At 62.8% G+C, this 17,872-nt stretch carries 17 protein-coding genes; 6 read left to right on the plus strand and 11 right to left on the minus strand.

Going from position 1 to position 17,872, the window contains the following annotated elements:
- Positions 1 to 20: 20 nt before the first annotated feature.
- From CCR96_RS21670 to CCR96_RS21690, 5 genes are all read right to left on the minus strand, one after another.
- Positions 21 to 287 carry an RNA recognition motif domain-containing protein gene (locus tag CCR96_RS21670; RefSeq protein WP_201223554.1) on the minus strand — a complete coding sequence of 89 codons (267 nt, stop codon included), beginning with the start codon at positions 285 to 287 and terminating at the stop codon, positions 21 to 23.
- A gap of 193 nt (positions 288 to 480) precedes the next feature.
- Entirely contained in the window at positions 481 to 1,788 is a 1,308-nt protein-coding gene (locus CCR96_RS21675; RefSeq protein WP_201223556.1) for a permease, read from the minus strand.
- A gap of 148 nt (positions 1,789 to 1,936) precedes the next feature.
- Positions 1,937 to 2,164: a YMGG-like glycine zipper-containing protein gene (locus tag CCR96_RS21680; RefSeq protein WP_201223558.1), complete on the minus strand. Its 228-nt coding sequence runs from the start codon at positions 2,162 to 2,164 to the stop codon at positions 1,937 to 1,939.
- A gap of 78 nt (positions 2,165 to 2,242) precedes the next feature.
- A complete protein-coding gene (locus tag CCR96_RS21685; protein WP_201223619.1) occupies positions 2,243 to 2,638 on the minus strand; it encodes a Rap1a/Tai family immunity protein in 396 nt (131 codons plus the stop codon).
- A gap of 220 nt (positions 2,639 to 2,858) precedes the next feature.
- On the minus strand, positions 2,859 to 3,713 hold the full coding sequence (locus CCR96_RS21690) for an SDR family oxidoreductase (protein WP_201223560.1): 855 nt from the start codon (positions 3,711 to 3,713) through the stop codon (positions 2,859 to 2,861).
- Between the two features lie 94 nt (positions 3,714 to 3,807).
- On the opposite strand from CCR96_RS21690, the gene CCR96_RS21695 reads away from it, so the two are divergent.
- Positions 3,808 to 4,839 (plus strand): CDP-6-deoxy-delta-3,4-glucoseen reductase, encoded by a 1,032-nt coding sequence (locus tag CCR96_RS21695; protein WP_201223561.1) that lies wholly within the window; start codon positions 3,808 to 3,810, stop codon positions 4,837 to 4,839.
- A gap of 42 nt (positions 4,840 to 4,881) precedes the next feature.
- Here the strand turns inward: CCR96_RS21695 and CCR96_RS21700 are convergent, their stop codons facing one another.
- Positions 4,882 to 5,682, minus strand: a complete 801-nt coding sequence (locus CCR96_RS21700; RefSeq protein WP_201223563.1) for a uroporphyrinogen-III synthase — start codon at positions 5,680 to 5,682, stop codon at positions 4,882 to 4,884.
- Complete coding sequence (gene hemC, locus CCR96_RS21705) at positions 5,679 to 6,653, minus strand: hydroxymethylbilane synthase (protein ID WP_201223565.1); 975 nt, start codon at positions 6,651 to 6,653, stop codon at positions 5,679 to 5,681. Before hemC ends, CCR96_RS21700 begins: the two co-directional genes overlap by 4 nt.
- A gap of 248 nt (positions 6,654 to 6,901) precedes the next feature.
- On the opposite strand from hemC, the gene argH reads away from it, so the two are divergent.
- From argH to CCR96_RS21720, 3 genes are all read left to right on the plus strand, one after another.
- Complete coding sequence (gene argH, locus CCR96_RS21710; RefSeq protein ID WP_201223567.1) at positions 6,902 to 8,299, plus strand: argininosuccinate lyase; 1,398 nt, start codon at positions 6,902 to 6,904, stop codon at positions 8,297 to 8,299.
- 71 nt (positions 8,300 to 8,370) lie between these two features.
- Positions 8,371 to 9,693 carry a hypothetical protein gene (locus CCR96_RS21715; protein WP_201223569.1) on the plus strand — a complete coding sequence of 441 codons (1,323 nt, stop codon included), beginning with the start codon at positions 8,371 to 8,373 and terminating at the stop codon, positions 9,691 to 9,693.
- A 30-nt stretch (positions 9,694 to 9,723) separates the two neighbouring features.
- Positions 9,724 to 11,193 carry a glycogen synthase gene (locus CCR96_RS21720; RefSeq protein WP_201223571.1) on the plus strand — a complete coding sequence of 490 codons (1,470 nt, stop codon included), beginning with the start codon at positions 9,724 to 9,726 and terminating at the stop codon, positions 11,191 to 11,193.
- A 5-nt stretch (positions 11,194 to 11,198) separates the two neighbouring features.
- Here CCR96_RS21720 and pstS read toward each other — a convergent pair whose 3' ends face one another.
- Positions 11,199 to 12,269, minus strand: a complete 1,071-nt coding sequence (gene pstS, locus CCR96_RS21725) for a phosphate ABC transporter substrate-binding protein PstS (protein WP_201223573.1) — start codon at positions 12,267 to 12,269, stop codon at positions 11,199 to 11,201.
- Between the two features lie 332 nt (positions 12,270 to 12,601).
- On the opposite strand from pstS, the gene CCR96_RS21730 reads away from it, so the two are divergent.
- The gene (locus CCR96_RS21730; protein WP_420827288.1) at positions 12,602 to 13,108 is read left to right on the plus strand and encodes a D-sedoheptulose-7-phosphate isomerase; all 507 of its coding nucleotides are present in this window, start codon (positions 12,602 to 12,604) and stop codon (positions 13,106 to 13,108) included.
- A gap of 184 nt (positions 13,109 to 13,292) precedes the next feature.
- Entirely contained in the window at positions 13,293 to 14,801 is a 1,509-nt protein-coding gene (gene rfaE1 / locus CCR96_RS21735) for a D-glycero-beta-D-manno-heptose-7-phosphate kinase (protein WP_201223575.1), read from the plus strand.
- Between the two features lie 240 nt (positions 14,802 to 15,041).
- Here the strand turns inward: rfaE1 and CCR96_RS21740 are convergent, their stop codons facing one another.
- The 3 genes from CCR96_RS21740 to CCR96_RS21750 form a co-directional block, all read right to left on the minus strand.
- Positions 15,042 to 15,479, minus strand: a complete 438-nt coding sequence (locus CCR96_RS21740; protein WP_201223577.1) for a YqaA family protein — start codon at positions 15,477 to 15,479, stop codon at positions 15,042 to 15,044.
- 196 nt (positions 15,480 to 15,675) lie between these two features.
- Positions 15,676 to 17,289, minus strand: coding sequence for an alpha/beta hydrolase (locus tag CCR96_RS21745; RefSeq protein ID WP_201223579.1), 1,614 nt, complete (start codon positions 17,287 to 17,289; stop codon positions 15,676 to 15,678).
- A 70-nt stretch (positions 17,290 to 17,359) separates the two neighbouring features.
- Positions 17,360 to 17,872, minus strand: a 513-nt coding sequence (locus tag CCR96_RS21750; protein WP_201223588.1) for a transposase family protein, incomplete at its 5' end; no start/stop codon positions are given.

Raw genomic sequence — 17,872 nt, forward strand, 5'->3', positions numbered from 1 at the left:
CCGTGCTGAGACCCCTGTGCTTAGTAACGCTGTTGGGCTCGTTCAGTGCGTGGTTTGGCCTCGTTAACAGTCAGCTTGCGGCCGTCCTGCATGGTGTCGTTTAGTGCTTGGATCGCATCTTCGGCCTCGGCTTTGCTCGGCATGTCGACAAAGCCAAAACCCTTCGATTGTCCAGAGAACTTGTCCTTGATCACATCGGCACTGGCGACCTCGCCGAACTCGCTGAACATCGCTCTCAAGGCGTCATCATTGACCGAGTACTTTAGGTTACCTACGTAGATCCTCATCGCTCACTCTCGCAACGGACGTGCATTGAGCACGCGCACACCATCGGTCGATCAACGCACAACTCGAACGATAGCGATACGGCAGGCTGTGCCGTATGGGGTTGGGAGTGCTGCCGGTCTGGCGCATCCCCCGTGCTGATCTGGCGCATTGCTGTTGGCCTAGCGTCAGTGTCTACGATGCGCTTGGCCGGCGTCAATCGCGCCTGGCTAACTGAAAGCCCGCGCCCTCGATGGCATGCTCAAGGGTCTCGGTCTCGACGAAACCGCCACGAATCACCACCTGGCCGGTGGCGAGATCCGGCGACGCCTCATGCACCTGCTCGAGTGATTCCAGCGCGTTCTTGACGGTCGCGACGCAGTGTCCGCAGGTCATGCCCTTCACCTCGAGGATCAGCGCATCTCGGCCCGGCTGGGCAGCGAGATCCTGCTGTGAGCCCGCATTCGCGCCGCTATCGAGGCCCTGCAAGGTTGCCAGCCGCGCTTTGGCCTGGGTTTGCGCCCGATACTGGCGTAAGCCGAGCATCGCCATCAATGCCAGCAGTAGGAGCGCCGACAGCACGGGCAGCCAGCCCTGCTGATGCTCGTGGGCAAGCGTTTGCACCGGTACGGCCGTCAGCAGTTGGTCGAAGACCAGGCCGAAACCGAGGCTCATGACCACCACGGTTCCTAGATACACCGACAGGACTCTGGCGCCGAGTGTGCGGTACACGGCGCCGATTGTCGCTAGGTTGGTTGCCGGTCCAGCCATCAGGAATACCAGCGCTGAGCCCGCCGGTAAACCGGCCGCGATTAAGGAGGCGGCGATCGGGACTGATGCGGTGGTGCAGACGTAGAGGGGCAGGGCGATGGCCAGCATCACAAGCATGCCGAGCATACCGTCGGCCCAGGGGCGGTCGGCGAAGAAGTCGACGGGGGTCAGTGTCGTGACCAAGGCGGCTGCAACCACGCCAATGACGAGCCAGGTATTGATGGCGCCGAGCAGATCAAACACCGCGTAGCGCACCGCCTCGGTGATCCGCGCGAGCGCTCCGCGCGGGCGTTCATCATCAGGGTGGCCGAGACCGTCCTGTGCTTCATCACCCGGCGCTGCGGGTACCACCCGATTGACCAGGGCACCGCCGACGACGCCGGTCACGAAGGCAGCGACCAGTTTGAACAGTGCGAACGGCCAGCCGAGAAAGGCTGCGGTGACCAGGATGGAATCGACCCCGGTCTGTGGCGTGCTAATCATAAAGGAGGTTGCCGCGCCAGGCGAAGCACCCTGGCGCCGCAAGCCGAGCGCGGTCGGGATCACCCCACAGGAGCAGAGCGGTAGTGGAACGCCGACCAACGAGGCCCGCACCACACTGCCGAGATCAGGCCGGCTCAGGCCGCGCCGGATGACCGCGGATGGCACATAGGCATGGATCAGCCCAGCGATGAGCAGACCGACCAAGAGCGACGGCGCAAGCTCGAGCAGAATGCCCCAGAGAGCGGTCGGAAAGGCGGTGACGATATCCATGAGCAGGGCCGTGTTGAGGTTCAGTCAGTGCCGATGGCGCTGGATTGGTCAAGGTGGGCGCTCGACTCCAGCGAACGAGCAGCAGCGCAGCCGGCTGACGCGGGTTTAACTGAGGCGGGTTTGCATGCCCGCCTCAACCGATGCGGTGCTAGTCGATGTTGCCTTTTGCGTGCTGATCGACCAGGAAGCCACCTAGGGCGCCAGCGCCGGCGCCAATCAGCGCCCCAGCCCCCGCATTGGCGCTCAAAGAGCCGATAAGGGCGCCGCCGGCTGCGCCCATGAGCGCGCCGCTACCGGCGCGCTCACCGGTGGTTGTTCCGCAGGCCGAGATCAGCAACAAGCTTGAAGCCATCACCGGCAAGAACATCATTTTCATCGTTTAGACTCCTGGAAAAGGGTGTGTTGCGGCCATCGCAGGCAAATCCCCTGGGACGCATGCAGACCGGAAGACAAATTAACGGCATGGATATTCTGCGGCTAGCGCTCGCACGAGCCCGACCACAGGTTGTTCATCCATCAGGGATTTGTCGTCTTTGTTAGCTTTTGCCCATGCCAAGAAGGCGCGCCGACCATCAGCGATGGTGGCGTCCTTTGGATAGCAGATCAGCCGTTTCAGATTCTTTCTATCGGACACTGCATCGTGGTACTGAACCGTCGCTTCGATGAAGGCGCGGCAGGCAAAGCTTGCAACTAGGTATTCGGCCGCATCGCTTGGGGTCGCGCAGACCTGATAGAGATCGTCTGTGGTATCGAAGTTGAAATCTTCGTCCGCGACAGGCGCGGCCTGAACCGACAGGCTCAAGCCTACTGCTGCTGCGACGCCGATGCCGGCGGCTAGGAACGTCTTCATCAATCCAGTCCTCAGTGAGCGAATTCAACCAGTGGTATCGACATCTGACCGAAGCGAGCTTCTGCCGACGTCGCGAGCATGTTGCGCGCCATCGAAGGCGGATCGCAACCCTGGGGCCAATTCTACCAGCGCGATCGTGACAATTACTGCAGCCATTTCGGCGCCGGCAGCAGCGGCGATCGAGCAAGAGGCAAGGAGGCTGCAGTTAGACAGCCCCGCCCTAGAAGCAGGGGGCTAAGCCTTGGGCCAGGTCCGGATAGCGCAGGTGGACCCCGAGTTCCTCGAGCAGACGCTGGTTGCTCAGGCGCCGCGATTCTTTCAGGTACGAGAGCATTCCGGCTGAGACTTGGCCGTCCGCTTCGGCCAGCGGGATCTGCGGCGGCTGGGGTAGGCCGGCCGCATCGGCCACCTGGCAGAAGTAATCGGTCATGGTACTCGGGTGTCCGTCGCAGACGTTGTAGACCGCCCCAGATGGCGCCCGCTCCATCGCGGCGATGCAGATCTCGATCAGATCCTCGGCATGGATGCGATTCGACCAGGGCGCCTCATCGGCCTTCACCACCGGCTGAGCACTACGGATGCGCGCCAGCGGCAGCCGATCGCAGGCGTAGATGCCGGCCACGCGCAGGATCACCAGCTCGGCGCCGCTCTCGCGGCTCCACTGGCGCAGGCGCTGCTCCGCATCCCAACGGCGCAACGAGCGTGACGCGGTCGGTCGTGGCTGCCAGGCCTCGTCCACCCAGGCCCCCTCGCAATCGCCATAGACGCCGGTGGTGCCGATATACACCAGTCGGCGCGGATGCCCGTAGTGCTCAAAGGCCTCGATGAGGTGCGCCGTCAGCGGGTCATCGTCACCCTCGCTCGGCGGCGGCGCGAGATGAAAGAGCTGCTTTCCCGCGGGCTCGAGCGAGGCCAAGTCGTCTCTCGAGAGATCGAGCTGCAGGACCCGCGCGCCGGCCGCCTCGACTTCCATAGCGGTCTGCGCGCTGCGCACAACGCCGACAACCGGCTCCCCTCGCTGCCGATAGCGCTTGGCGAGCGCCTGCCCGATATAGCCGCAGCCCAGTATGATCATTGCCTCTGCCCTCTTGGTCGCTTCGATTCCAGGTCATCATGCCCCAAGGTAAGGGTCATCCCAACACCGCCAAGCCCTGGAGTACGAACGACCCATGAGTGTCTCTGCGACGCGCTTCTCCGTGCGCACCGAGCCTGCTGGACATCAATTTGATGTCGCGCCTGACCAGACCATTCTCGAAGCCGCGTTGGCGCAGCGCATTGGGCTGCCTTATGGCTGTCGGCAGGGCACCTGCGGCAGCTGCAGCGCGCAGCTGCTCGCCGGTCAGGTCCAGTATCCGAACGGCAAGGCCGAGGCGCTCGAAGGGCAACCAGCGGATGCCTGCCTGACCTGTCAGGCAGTGCCGACCTCGGACCTGGTGCTGCGCGTCGCCGAACTCGAGCGCCTGAGCGATATCGAGGTCCGCACGCTGCCCTGTCGGCTGGCCGAGAAAACGCGCCTCAATCATGATGTGATGCGCTTGCGCCTGAAGCTGCCGGAAGGCCAACGGCTGGCCTTCGTCGCGGGCCAGTATCTTGAGTTCATGCTGCGCGACGGCGCCCGGCGTGCCTATTCGATCGCCAATCCGCCGCACGATGATGAGCTGCTCGAGCTGCATGTGCGTCGGGTGCCGAGAGGGCGCTTCAGCGACGAGGTCTTTGAGCAGATGCAAGAGCGCTGCATCTTGCGCATCCGCGGCCCGCTGGGGACCTTCGTGCTGCGCGAGGATACTGAGCGGCCGATCTTGATGGTAGGCGGCGGTACCGGCTTCGCGCCGCTCAAGGCGATGCTCGAGCATGCCTTTCATCGCGGTATCGAGCGACCGATTCACCTGTATTGGGGGGTGCGCTCGCAGCGCGATCTGTACCTGCCGGAGCTGCCGGCAGCCTGGGCCGAGGCACATCCGAATTTTCGCTGGGTGCCGGTGCTCTCAGAGCCTGATCCCGACTGGACCGGGCGCAGCGGTTGGGTGCATGAAGCCGTGCTCGAGGATCATCCTGCGCTGACCGACTTCGATTGCTATCTCAGCGGGCCGCCGGCGATGGTTGAGGCCGGTCGCAGCGCCTTCGAGGCCGCCGGCGTGGCGATCGAGCATCTGTTCTCGGATGCCTTCGAGTATGCGGCCGACAGCCGCCGGGCCGATTGATCCCAGCGCCCGGGGCCGTCGGTTTAGGCTCGGCTCATCGCCTCATCGGCTCATCGCCAATCGGCAGAGCGCGTCGATGAGGCCTTCGTCACTCGTCTCCTCGGCGACCGCGACTCGGCGGAAGCCGAGCTGCATCGCGGTTGCGCCGCCGCGGTCGCTGATCACCACTAAGGGCGTCGACAACAGCCAGGCCTGATGCGCGCTGCCGATCAGCTGCAAGAGATTGTGCAGCACCTCGTCGCTGGTCGCGGTGATGAAGCCGACCCGCGCTTGCCAAGCCGACAGCTCGGCGCTGACATCGACATCTGGCAGGCTGCGCCGATAGACCTCGGCAAAGGCCACCTCGGCCCCGCGCGCGCGCAGGGTCTCGCCCAGCAGTGGACGTCCGCCCTCGCCACGCACGATCAGGACGCGCTTGCCGGCAACTTGGGTCAGCGCCGGCAAGGCCAGTAGGGCCTCGCTATCGAAGCCGCGCGCTGGGACCAGATCTGGTTCCAGGCCTTGCTCGCGTAGGGCCGCCGCAGTGGCGCGACCAACGGCGCCGAGCAGGGGTCGGCGAGCCGGTTCTGAATCCGGCCCTGAATGCAGCCCTGAATGCAGTCCAGTCGGGGACAGCTTCATTCCATACTCGACTGCGTTACGGCTGACAAACAGCATCAGGTCCCAGGGCTCGGCCAGAAGCTGGCGCGCTCGCTCGGGAGACTCAGTGGCGCGAATCTCCAAGGTTGGAAACGCAATCGGCTCGCCGCCGGCCTCGCGGATCAGCTGGCAGAGGTGCTCGGCCTGGGCTGCAGGCCGCGTCACCAGGACCCCGCGCCCATTCAGCGGACAGGTCAGGTTCATGGCTGTGAGGCAGACTCCGACGATTGGCCTGCCGCCGGATCAGCCGGCTCATGCGCGAGCGCAGCCAACACCTTATCGGCGCCCTGGGCCAGCAATGCCTCGCCGACCTCGCGACCCATGCGCTTGGCATCGGCCACCGGGCCGCTGATCTCAGCACGCATGATCGTCGAGCCATCCGGCATCCCGACCAGCCCGCGCAGATACAGGCTGCCATCGCGATGCACCGCATGACCAGCAATCGGCACCTGACAGCCACCATTCAGATGCGCGTTCAACGCCCGTTCGGCCAATACTTGCTCAGCGGTTGGCTGATGATGCAGCGGGGCAATCAGCGCATGCACGCGCTCATCGTCGGTGCGGCATTCGATCCCGATCGCGCCCTGGCCAATCGCCGGCAGGCTATCCTCGGGCGTGATGAATGAGCGGATGCGCTCACTGAACTCGAGCCGGATCAGGCCCGCCGCCGCCAAGATAATCGCGTCGTAGACGCCCTCGTCGAGCTTGCGCAGGCGGGTATTGACGTTGCCGCGCAGCGGCTCAATGCGCAGGTCTGGACGCCGCACCGCGAGCTGGCACTGGCGGCGCAGGCTGGAGGTGCCGACACAGGCCCCTTGCGGCAGCTCATCGAGCGCGGCGTACTTGTTCGAGACGAAGGCGTCGCGGGGGTCCTCGCGCTCCAGGATGCAGGCCAGATGCAGCCCATCGGGGAAGTCGACCGGCACATCCTTCATCGAATGCACGGCAATATCGGCATCGCCCGCAAGCATGCCCTGCTCCAGCTCTTTGACGAACAACCCCTTGCCGCCGACCTTCGCCAGCGGCGCATCGAGGATCTTGTCGCCGCGGGTGGTCATGCCGATGATCTCCACCGTCAGCCCAGGGTGCAGGCGGCGCAGCGCGTCGGCAACATGCTCTGCCTGCCACATGGCGAGCGCGGATTTTCGGGTGGCAATGCGAATGGTCTCTGGCATGGAAGCGAATCCAGCTGGCTTGTTGGTCGTGATGAGTTGAGTCGACGGCTAGTCGACCGCTAGTCGACCCCTAAAGGTAACCGAAATGCAACCTCGCCGACCTTGGCAGCGGTCAATCGGGGCGAAACGGGTTAGCTTAACCTGTCGACAGAGTCACAGACAGCGCTCGGCATCCATCTCAGGCTGTTGTCGAACCCTGATCTGTACTATGGTGGTGCTTTTGCAAGGCGCATGAGTAAGAACCCGCGATGACCGAGAGTGCTGCTTCGAAACCCTGGGCCGGCCGTTTTGCCGAGCCGACCGATGCCTTCGTCGAGGCCTTTACCGCCTCAGTCGGATTCGACCAGCGCCTGTATCGCGAGGATATTGCCGGCTCTGTCGCCCACGCCCGCATGCTAGCGCGCCAAGACATCCTCAGCGATGAGGAATCCGAGGCCATCGTGGCTGGTCTTGGGCGCATCCAGGCGCAGATCGAGGCCGGCGGCTTTGCTTGGTCGGTGCCGCTCGAAGATGTCCACATGAACATCGAGGCGGCGCTGACAGCGGAAATTGGCGAGGCCGGCAAACGCCTGCACACCGGGCGCTCACGCAATGACCAGGTCGCCACCGACATCCGGCTTTGGCTGCGCAATGAGATCGATGCCATTAATGAGGCGCTGCAACGGCTGCAAGACGCGCTGCTCGACCTCGCCGAGCGCGAGGCCGCGACCATCTTGCCCGGCTTCACCCATCTGCAGGTCGCGCAGCCGATCACCTTCGGCCACCACATGATGGCCTGGCAGGCGATGCTCGAGCGCGATGCCGGGCGTTTCGCCGATTGCCGGGCACGTATGAACCAGATGCCGCTGGGCGCCGCAGCGCTGGCTGGCACCAGCTATCCGATCGACCGCGCCTATACCGCCGAGCTGCTCGGCTTCGACGCCCCTTGCGAGAACTCGCTCGACGCCGTGTCTGATCGGGACTTCGCGATCGAGTTCGTTGCTGCCGCTTCGATCCTGATGATGCATCTGTCGCGCTTTGCCGAAGAGCTGATCCTCTGGGCCTCGGCGCAGTTCGCCTTCATCGAGCTCTCCGACAGCTTCTGCACCGGCTCTTCGATCATGCCGCAGAAGAAGAATCCAGATGTCCCCGAGCTCATTCGCGGCAAGACCGGGCGCATCTTCGGCCACCTGATGGCGCTGCTGACCCTAATGAAAGGGCAGCCATTGGCCTACAACAAAGACAATCAAGAGGACAAGGAGCCGCTGTTCGACACGGCCGATAACCTACGCGGCTCGCTCAAGGTCTTCGCCGAGATGATGGCCAAGCTCCGCTGCAAACCGGAGCGTATGCGCGAAGCAGCCAGCCAGGGCTTCTCGACCGCGACGGATCTTGCGGACTATCTGGTGCTCAAGGGCATCGCCTTCCGCGATGCGCACGAGATCGTCGGCAAGGCTGTGGCCTATGGCATCCAGCAGGGCCGCGATCTCGCGCAGCTCAGCCTCGATGAGCTGCGACGCTTCTCGCCCGCCATCGGCAGCGATGTCTTCGACGTGCTGAGTCTCGATGGCTCGGTGGCTGCTCGCGACCACATTGGCGGCACCGCACCGGCGCAGGTCCATGCCGCGATTGCGCGCGCCCGCTCGCGGCGTGCCGCAACGCGCTGAGCAGACAGGGCGCAGCTTGCTCAGCTGGCGCACTGTTGCCATGACCCTGGCCGCGCGCATGGAGTGCGAGCATGTCGCCTGAGCGCACAGCGCAGTTCCCGAATCCAGATCTGGCACCGCGGCTGGTGCTCTATCCCATCGCTGGTGGTGGCGTCGCGCTCGAGTGGTCGCTCGATCCGGCGTTGATCCAGCAGGCGCGCATCGCCTTTGCCGCTCACCAGCCCGTCGCCAAGCTCTGTCTTCGCCGTGCCGATGGCGAAGGGGCTCGTCTGGGCGAAGCGGTCTTCGCCGACCTCAGTCGCCTCGCGACCGGCTGCGCTCGGTTCGGGGCGCCGGTAGTCGGCCCGCTGCAGGCCGAGCTTGGTTTTGAAGGGCAGCGCGACGGCGGCTGGCTGCTGCTAGCGCGCTCGAATCGGCTCGATGCGGTTCCGGAGCCTCGCGGGCTCGAGCCTAAAACTGCGGGCGCCGGCGTTGCGCAAGTCGATGCGTCATCGGACGCGCTGGCCATTGCCCAAGCAGCAGCGAGTTCAGTCCCCCGCGAGCCTGCTTCGGAGGCCCCGAGACGTTCGGTAGGGCTGGCCTCGACAGGCGCGCCGCTGTCTGATTCAGCTGCCGAGCTGCAGTCGTTGAATCGCCATTCGGTGCTAATGTCGAGTCCAAGCGTTAGCGCGGCGGCGGAGGTTGCGCACCAGGCAGAAACGATAGGGCTTGATCCAGCGTCAGTGCCAGCGCTAGCCTCGGCGCCGGCACAGGCACCAGCCTTGGCGCTGGGATCGGCACCCGCACAGACATCGGCACTTGCAGGAGCCTTGGTCAAGGGCAATGCCGAGCAGCCGTTAGCGGGGTTTGTTCCAGCCGTCGGCATTGCGGCGGCGCTAGCGCTTGATCCTGGCAGACCAAACTCTGCACAAGGTTGGAGTGGGTTGCAGTCTGCGACCCAATTTCCCGATTTTTCCTTGGCAGCGCTCTCGGATCGTCCTGAGCTGCGCGCTAGCCCCTTCCCGCTGGTCAGGGTCGCTCATGCAACGCCTGAGATAGCCGATACTCTGGCGTTTGATTTGGCCCCTGATCGGGTTGCTGAAAGGAACCTTGTGCAGGTTCTATTGGACCAGGAGCCGCCGAACCGGCAAGATGTGACGCCATCGGCAACGCGCGTCGCGCGCGGCAGTGGGCCGCTTGACCCGTATCCATCCCGCGAGGGCGTTGCGATCCGTGGTGAATTGCATGTCTTTGGTAACGCTGCACCTGGTAGTCTGCTCGACCTCGGCGGGCACCCGTTTCGCGTTGGGCCGGGCGGACGCTTCTCTTTTCGCGTCGCGCTCGATGACGACGATCTGCTGGCAGCGCTGCTCGCGCGGCTGCCGCGGCTGCCGGTCGACGAGCGCGAGACCTGATCCTCTAGCTATCTGATTGAGAACGGTTGTATGTATATCCTGATGGCCACGCCGGAGTGCGCGCCGGTCGCTAAGGCCGGTGGCCTCGGCGACTTCGTGCAGGGACTATCCCGCGAGCTTGCGGCCCAAGGCCACCAGGTCGAGATCATCCTGCCCAAGTACGACTGCCTGCGCTACGACCGGGTCGAGGACATGACCCTCGAGCATCCGGATCTTTGGGTGCCGTTCTTCGACCGTGCTGTGCATTGTGATGTCGAGGTTGGTCTGGTCGACGGGCTGCGCTGCTACTTCATCGATGCCCATTCCGAGCACGGTTTCTTCAACCGCGGCGCCATCTATGGCGATGCCGACGACCCGGACCGCTTTACCTTCTTCTCGCACGCCATCCTCGCGTTTCTGGTCGCCTCTGGCAGGCGTCCAGACATCATCCACTGCAATGAATGGCAAACCGGGCTGGTGCCGGTACTCTTGTTTGAGCGTTATACCGCGCTCGGGCTGGACAAGACCCGTGTCTGCTACTCCTTGCATAACCTGGGTCATCAAGGCTGGACCACGCCTAAGGTGCTGGAGATGAACGGCCTCGATGTGGGCCGCCTGATGGTGCCGGATCGCCTACAAGACCCGGGCAACCCGCAGGCCGTCAACCTGATGAAGGGCGGCATCGTCTTCTCCAACTTCGTCACCACGGTCTCGCCGCGCTATGCCTGGGAGATCCAGCATACCGACCAAGGGGTTGGCCTGCAGGGCGTGCTGCGCGATCAGGACCGAAAGTTCGGCGGTGTGCTGAACGGCATCGATACCACGACCTGGAACCCGGCGACCGACCCCTTTATCGCCACCAACTACGATCTCGAACGGCTACCGGGCAAGGCAGAGAATAAGGCGGCGCTGCGCGAGCGGCTTGGTCTGGTTGATGCGCCCAAGCCCATCGTCGCGGTGGTCAGCCGGCTTGATCGCCAGAAGGGCATCGACCTGATTCGCCATAGCATCGACTACAGTGTAGAGCAGGGTGCTCAGTTCGTGCTGCTCGGCAGCGCCCAAGAACCGGCGATCAACGCCATCTTCTGGGATGCGAAGCAGTCCCTGGCTGATCATCCTGACGCCCATCTCGAGCTTGGCTACGACGAGGAACTGGCGCATCTGATTTACGCCGGCGCTGACATGATCGTGATCCCCAGCGTTTACGAGCCCTGCGGTCTGACCCAGATGATCGCGATGCGTTACGGCTGCGTGCCCATCGTGCGACGGGTCGGCGGTCTCGCGGATACGGTGTTCGACGCCAACTACAGCGACCGCCCCTATGAAGAGCGCAATGGCTACGTCTTCGATGAGTTGACCTTCGAGGGGCTGGAATCCGCGCTCGGCCGTGCCATTGGGCTGTGGCAGCAGCACCCCGATCATTTTCGCCAGCTACGCCTCAACGGGATGCGGATGGACAACTCGTGGGCCAGACCAGCGCAGGACTACCTCAACATCTACCAGCACATCCGTGTGCGCTAGCGGTTTTACGGGGCCGCTGTCTGCCTGAGCGGTTCGAGTTCCTGTTGCACGTATTCGATGGCAGCGGGTGAGAAGGGGATGTAACCGATGCGCGCGGCGAGCTTTTGGCCGGGTCCGAGTGCATAGTCGACGATCTCGACAAGCGCCTGTTGTTTTCGCGGATCATCGTAGTGCTTGCGCAGCATGAGGTAAGACAGCGCGATCAGCGGATAGGCGTTCTCGCCGCTGGGGTCGATCAGCGCAGTGGTCGTTGGTGATTGGTTGATCGCCGCCATCGAAGCCGCGAAGCTGAGCGCGGTGGGTACCACCAGCTGGCCGTCCTTGTTTTCGATCGCGGCCATTGGCGTATTGGTGAAGTCGGCATAAGGATAGGCGACGTAGCCGATTGAGCCTGGGATCGAACGGACCAGCGAGGTGACACCGTCATTGCCCGAGGCGCGGATCAGTCCACCCGCGCGGTTGATCACCTTGCCCCAATCCGGGGTCAGTGTAGTGCCAACGCGCTCCGCTAGGTCCGGACTGATCGCGCTCAGGTGCGCCGTTAGATTGAAGCTGGTTCCGCTCGCCCCAGCCCGTGCCACCACGGTGATCGGCAGGTCTGGAAGCGAGGCGTTGGGATTGGTCTTGGCGATCAGAGGGTCGTTCCAGCGCCCGATTTGGCCACCAAAGATGCCGATCATGGCGTCTCGTGACAGCCGTAGTTGTCCAACCTCGGGTAGATTGTAGATCAGGGCGATGCCTGCTGCCGCCATCGGCAATTGGATGATGCCTCCGGCCAACTGGGCTGCATCCGCTTCCGGAATCCGAAAATCGGCAGCAGCAAAATCGACGTGGCCTGAGGCCAGATCCCGCAGACCGCCGGCGCTGCTGATGCCTTGATAATCCGGTTGGATGAGCGGGTGCTCGGCGGTGAAACTGTGCATCCAGCTCGAGAGCAAGGGGGCTGGAAAGGTGGCCCCGACGCCATAGAGGCGAAGCGGTTTCTCGGCCGCGAGCAGCATCGATGGCAGGAGCAAGAGCCCGCTCAGCACCAGGGCTGATAGGCTGATGAGCAGGCTGTTGGTTTGTCGTTTCATGGATTATCCTCGGCGCGATTGACGGAGCGCGACGCCGCTTTGCGGTTGGTTGTACCCTGAGCTGGATCTTGGAGCATAGTGAAGAAGCGGCCGCGGCTGCTACCTTCGTTCGGTCACGCAGACGCCATGAAACGGTCATATTCAAAACCCGTCGCCCACACAGAAACGTGGCGATTGATTTATGGTCAGGTCTCGCCAAATCAGGTCTCGCCAAATCAGGAGTCGCCTTGTCTACCAGCGAGCTTAAAACCAGCCTCCAGTCCGATCCCATCAACGCCGCCCTGAGCGCCCATATCGAGCTGGTGCAAGCGCTCGAGCAACTGCGCGCCCCGATCGAGACCTTCGCCAACGAAGTCTCCGCCACGATCGAGCGCTGCGGCCGCGTGTTCTGGATGGGCAATGGTGGCAGCGCAGCCGACAGCCAGCACCTGGCCGCGGAGCTGGTCGGTCGCTTTGAGCGTGAGCGTCCTGGCCTGCCGGCCATTGCGCTCACCACCGATACGGCCGTGTTGACCTCGATTGCCAACGATTATGGCTTTGAGTCGGTGTTTGCGCGCCAGGTGGAGGCGCTATGTCGCCCTGGCGATGTCCTGGTCGGCATGTCGACCTCTGGCAATAGTGCCAATGTGGTGCGCGCCATGGAGCGTGCCGAGCGGCTCCAGGTCTACCGTGTCGGCATGACCGGCGAGGGTGGCGGACGACTGCGACAGTGCTGCGAGCTTTGGCTCGAGGTGCCCTCGGCGAATACCGCTCGCATCCAAGAGGCACAGATGCTCATCGGCCATATTCTGTGCGACCTGGTCGAGCAGCGCGCGTACAACGCCGCCAACAGGCACTGAAGGCATCATCCCATAAACCGTAGATAGCGCAGATGCGCGCAGATTAAATTAAAAAAAACAAAACCCTATCAGGTTTAGCAGGACCATTGAAAAGTTAAGTCAGTGATGGGTAAGACAGTATTGAAATCTCTGCGTTAATCTGCCCCATCTGCGGTTTCAATGCTCTTTTTTTAGGATCATGTCCATGAGCCCATTAGAGGCAGAAGCAGAGGCGCAGCTGCAGGAGCCGGGCTTGGTCTCCGGGCAGGCGCTGGCCGCGGTGCGCAACGGTTTTGGCGGTGCGCGAGTCCTGGTCGTCGGTGATCTGATGCTCGACCGCTACCTTTGGGGCCAGGTTGGGCGCATCTCGCCGGAGGCGCCGGTGCCAGTGCTGCATCTCGAGCGCGAGACGGAGACCGCGGGTGGTGCCGCGAACGTGGCGCGCAATCTGATCGGGCTCGGTCTGCAGGTCAGCATCGCCGGTGTCACAGGTGAGGACGAAAACCGCCAGCGCTTGTTGCGGTTGCTCGCTGAGCAGGGGGCCGAGACCAGCGCCGTGCTGGCTGATCCAAGCCGGCCGACCACCACCAAGACCCGGCTGCTCGGGAATCATCAGCAGATGTTGCGCATCGACGCCGAGCGCATCGCGCCGCTCAGCGCGGAGCTGGAAGATCGATTGTTTGCGTTGATCCTGTCCCAGCTCAGCGATGCCTCGGTCCTGTTACTGTCTGACTATGCCAAGGGTGTGCTCTACGGCGGGCTTTGCCAGCGTCTGATCAGCGCGGCGTGTGAGCAGGGGGTGCCGGTGCTGGTCGATCCCAAAGGCCGCGACTTCGATCGTTATCTCGGCGCCAGCCTGATCACGCCGAACCGCGCCGAGTTGGCGCATGCTGCTCGCGTCGATCCGGCCGATCTCGAGCATCTTATCGCCAGCGCCGGCCAAATGCGCGCCGACTTGAGGCTCGAGCGCCTGGTGCTGACCCTCGGCGAGCTTGGCCTGCTCGTCGTCGAGCGCGACCGCCAGACGCGCATCCCCGCTGTTGCGCGCGAGGTGTTCGACGTCTCGGGCGCCGGCGATACGGTCATCGCCACGCTCGCCGCTGGTCTTGCTGCCGGGCTCGACCCGATCGACTGCGCCCACCTTGCCAACCTCGCCGCCGGTGTGGTCGTGGCTAAGGTCGGCACCGCTGCCATCCGTCTGAGCGAGCTTGAGCATGCCATCAGCGACGAGGCCGCCTTGGAGCAGGCCGCCAAGCTCTGCACTCTCACGGAGCTGCAGGTGCGGGTGCGCAGCTGGCAGGCGCGCGGTGAGCGCGTGGTCTTTACCAACGGCTGCTTCGACCTGCTGCATGCCGGCCATGTGACCTATCTAGAGCGCGCTCGACGCCATGGCCAGCGTCTGATCATTGGTCTGAATAGCGATCGCTCGGTGCGTGCGCTCAAGGGCCCAGAACGTCCGCTCATCACTGAGCAGGATCGCGCCCGGGTCCTGGCCGCCTTGGCTGCCGTTGATGCGGTCGTGCTGTTCGACGAGGACACCCCGCTCAACCTTATCGAGGCATTGCGGCCCGACGTGCTCGCCAAAGGTGCTGACTACCGGCCGGATCAGGTCGTCGGCGCCGAGCAAGTCCGCAGCTGGGGCGGCGAGCTGGTCCTGATACCGCTGCTCGAAGAGCGCAGCACCAGCGGCATCATTCGGCGCATGCAGGGCTAAGTAACGATGCAAAAAACCCTGCAAAGGCCGGCTGGAACAGCGCTGGAATAGTGCAGCGGTTGCGCAAATCGAGCCAAGCTCTCGAGCGAGCGCTAAGGCAAGCGCTAAGGTGAGCGCTAAGGCGAGCGCTCAAGCAAGCGCTCAAGCAAGTGCTCAAGCAAGCGCTCAAGCAAGTGCTCAAGCAAGCGCTCAAGCAAGTGCTCAAGCAAGTGCTAAGGCGAGCGCTGTTCAAGCAACTGGCTAAAATGCCAGGTTCGCGGCCCAACCGAAGAGCCCGAGCAGCGCTGCATAGCGCGCGCCCTTGCCGATCCAGGTAAGCACAAAGAACAGCGCGAACGGCACGCGCATCATCCCAGCGATGAAGGTGAGTGCATCGCCGCCCACCGGCAGCCAGGCCATGAGCAGGGACCAGACACCCCAGCGCTGATACCAACGCTGAGCAACGCCCAGCTTCTCGGGTTTGAACGGGAACCAGCGCTGATCTTGGAAACGCAGCAGCCAGCGGCCGAGCGCCCAATTCACCGCAGCGCCCAGCGTGTTGCCAGCGGTCGCCCAGAGCCAAAGCGTCAGCGGATCGTAGTCAGCGGCCTGCAGGCCAACCAGCAGAGCCTCCGAGTAGAATGGCAACAACGTCGCAGCCACAAAGGCCGCCGCAAACAACCCGAAATAGGCTTCCATGTAAACGCAGCCAACCTCCGGCCTGAGGGAGTCACGTCAGAACAGCTTTCGATGGCTGTTAACGTGAATCTCTCGCGATTCATTTTCCGGTGTGGCGCCGCGCCATGAGCGTTAGGTCCACACCAAAGGCGATGTCAGGGCAACAACGAAAGCGCCTGGTTGGATGATTCAATCGAGGTAAGGCGAATGCAAGGCTTCAAGTGTTAGGTCGCATTGCCCGGGAGAACCGTCCAAACAGCCAGTCTTCGTCTTCGGGCATCGCCATGTTCGGTGCCCGTGCGCGTTGTGCGTTAGCCTCATCGATCCAATTGAGAACGCGCTGCTCCTGGTAGTCGTAGAACGGGTTATGACGCAGCCGCAAGAGCCATTGTGCCGGCACCTTGAGCACGCCGCGCTCACCTCGCACGGCAAGCTGACCTAAGAACACCTCGCTGCTCTGCTCCGGTGGGTAGCGCCCGTAGAGCGGGTCATCGATCGGAAACGGCAGGTCGACATGAGACAGTGAGAGCGCATCTTGAGGCCATGGCTCGTCTAATGTTTCTCGCGTCGTCGGTTCGGCCCTGAAGGGTGGCTTGTGCAAAGCGACCAGCGCGCGCGTCTTGGGGTGAGCGTTCGTTATCAGCGTCAGCTCAAAGGGCAGGCTGTCGTCAGCGAGGAGTTGCTGCGAGAGCGCAGCGCGCTCAGTGACGAGCAGCGGCGACGTCACCGCAACGCGATTGATGTCATAGAGTAGCAGTGCGTGGCGGCTCTCGGTGAGAAGTCCGAGCAGATTGTCGATGGCCGCAGTGGGCGAGACGGTCGCGTCCACCACGCTGAGTAGCACCAGGGTGGCGGGGAAGTTGGTGATCGGACCCTGACGCGCGAGCTGCCGCAGTCGTGCGGTGGTTGAGCCTGTCATCCGGTGCACCTGCAGGCTCGCGTTGGCGGTGAAGGCGTTGTAGTTGAATGGATCGAACTCTGGCAGCAGCGTCGTCCAGGCGACCTGCTCCAGCCCCGGAAGGGCCGATAAGCGCACCAGCCAGGGCGTGACCGCGGCAGCTGGGGTAATGCCGATTGCCGGTGAGACCAGCACCAGACTCGTTGGTACCTGCAATGCGGCCTTGCTCGAGCCGGTTGCGGCACGCTTTTCAGGACCCGCATTGACCGCTACCATTGCATCCAGGGTGTAATCCAACGCCAGCGCGGCGCCGGTCGAATAGCCAATCATGTGCAGTGGTTTGCCACCGAGCTGCTCGGCCAGATGGGCCATGCCGAGGCGGGTGGCGGCCGCCATGTCCTCCCAGGTCACCGAGAGCAAGCCGGCCGGCGCCGTACCATGGCCGGGCATGCGCAGGCCAAGCACCTGATAGCCCTGCTCGGCCAGTGCCAGCCCAATCGCACGTAGGCTGTAGGGACTGTCGGACATCCCGTGCAACAGCAAAACGCCGCCGATCGGTTGCGCTGCAGGCATCAGCTCGAAGCTGAGGTTCCAGTTCGGCTGCCGATCTCTGGGATCGGACGCGCTGCCGCTGCTGAAGCGATTCAGCATCTGATCGGGACCTGTGGGTGTGACGGCGTAGACCTTCTCTTCAAGCTCTTCGAACAGCCTCGCCTCCAACGCTTGGTAGTCGGCAAAGGTTGTGATCTCCTCAGCCCGGTCGGCATTGAACTCTTGCTCCAGCTCAACGGTATGCCAAAGCTCGACCGGGGGGCCGCCGCGAACCCAAAGCACATAGATGACGACGACGCCGGTGATGAATCCGAGTGTGGCGATCAGTGCCCATTGGCTGAGGCGTTTGAGCAGGCGTGTGAGTGGGCGGAGAGGTTTCATCCTGTGCGGTGCCTATAAACGTGCGATAAGAGCATATGATTAGACTTGTGACCAAATAATAATCGTTTTCTCATTGAAAAACATAGTTATTTTTGAGGTTGGCCAACCCTGCAACGACCAAGATCACCTGATCAGCCATGCGAGTAGCACGATTTCTGAACGTGTTGGAGAGAATGTGAAAGGCTTTCAGGTCACCAATCAGATGCTCAACAACGATCCGTTTACTACTGATGGCCCGATTTTCTTTCTTCTGTTCAGGAGTCAACACCGGATTGGAAGATTTCGACTTTTTTGGCTTTTTATGAGGGATATTGATCCTGTGAAAGTTAGGATAATCATCTTTGATGCCCTGATAGCCTAAATCTACCGATACTTCTACGGACGACAAATCCATTTTCTCAGGATCAAGTTCTTTCTTGAGAAGTGAATAGTCATGACGACGGCCAGGAGATGTTGGGCCAACAACAGAAATCCCTTTGTCGCCATCGGAGATGATTGTATTTTTGAACGTGTGAGTATGTTTTTTACCGCTATAATAGTTCTTCTGTTTACGAGAATGCTTTGGACGCTGGCGACGCCTTTC

Origin of the sequence: Halochromatium roseum (genome assembly GCF_016653315.1) — a bacterium.
Taxonomy (GTDB): domain Bacteria; phylum Pseudomonadota; class Gammaproteobacteria; order Chromatiales; family Chromatiaceae; genus Lamprobacter; species Lamprobacter roseus.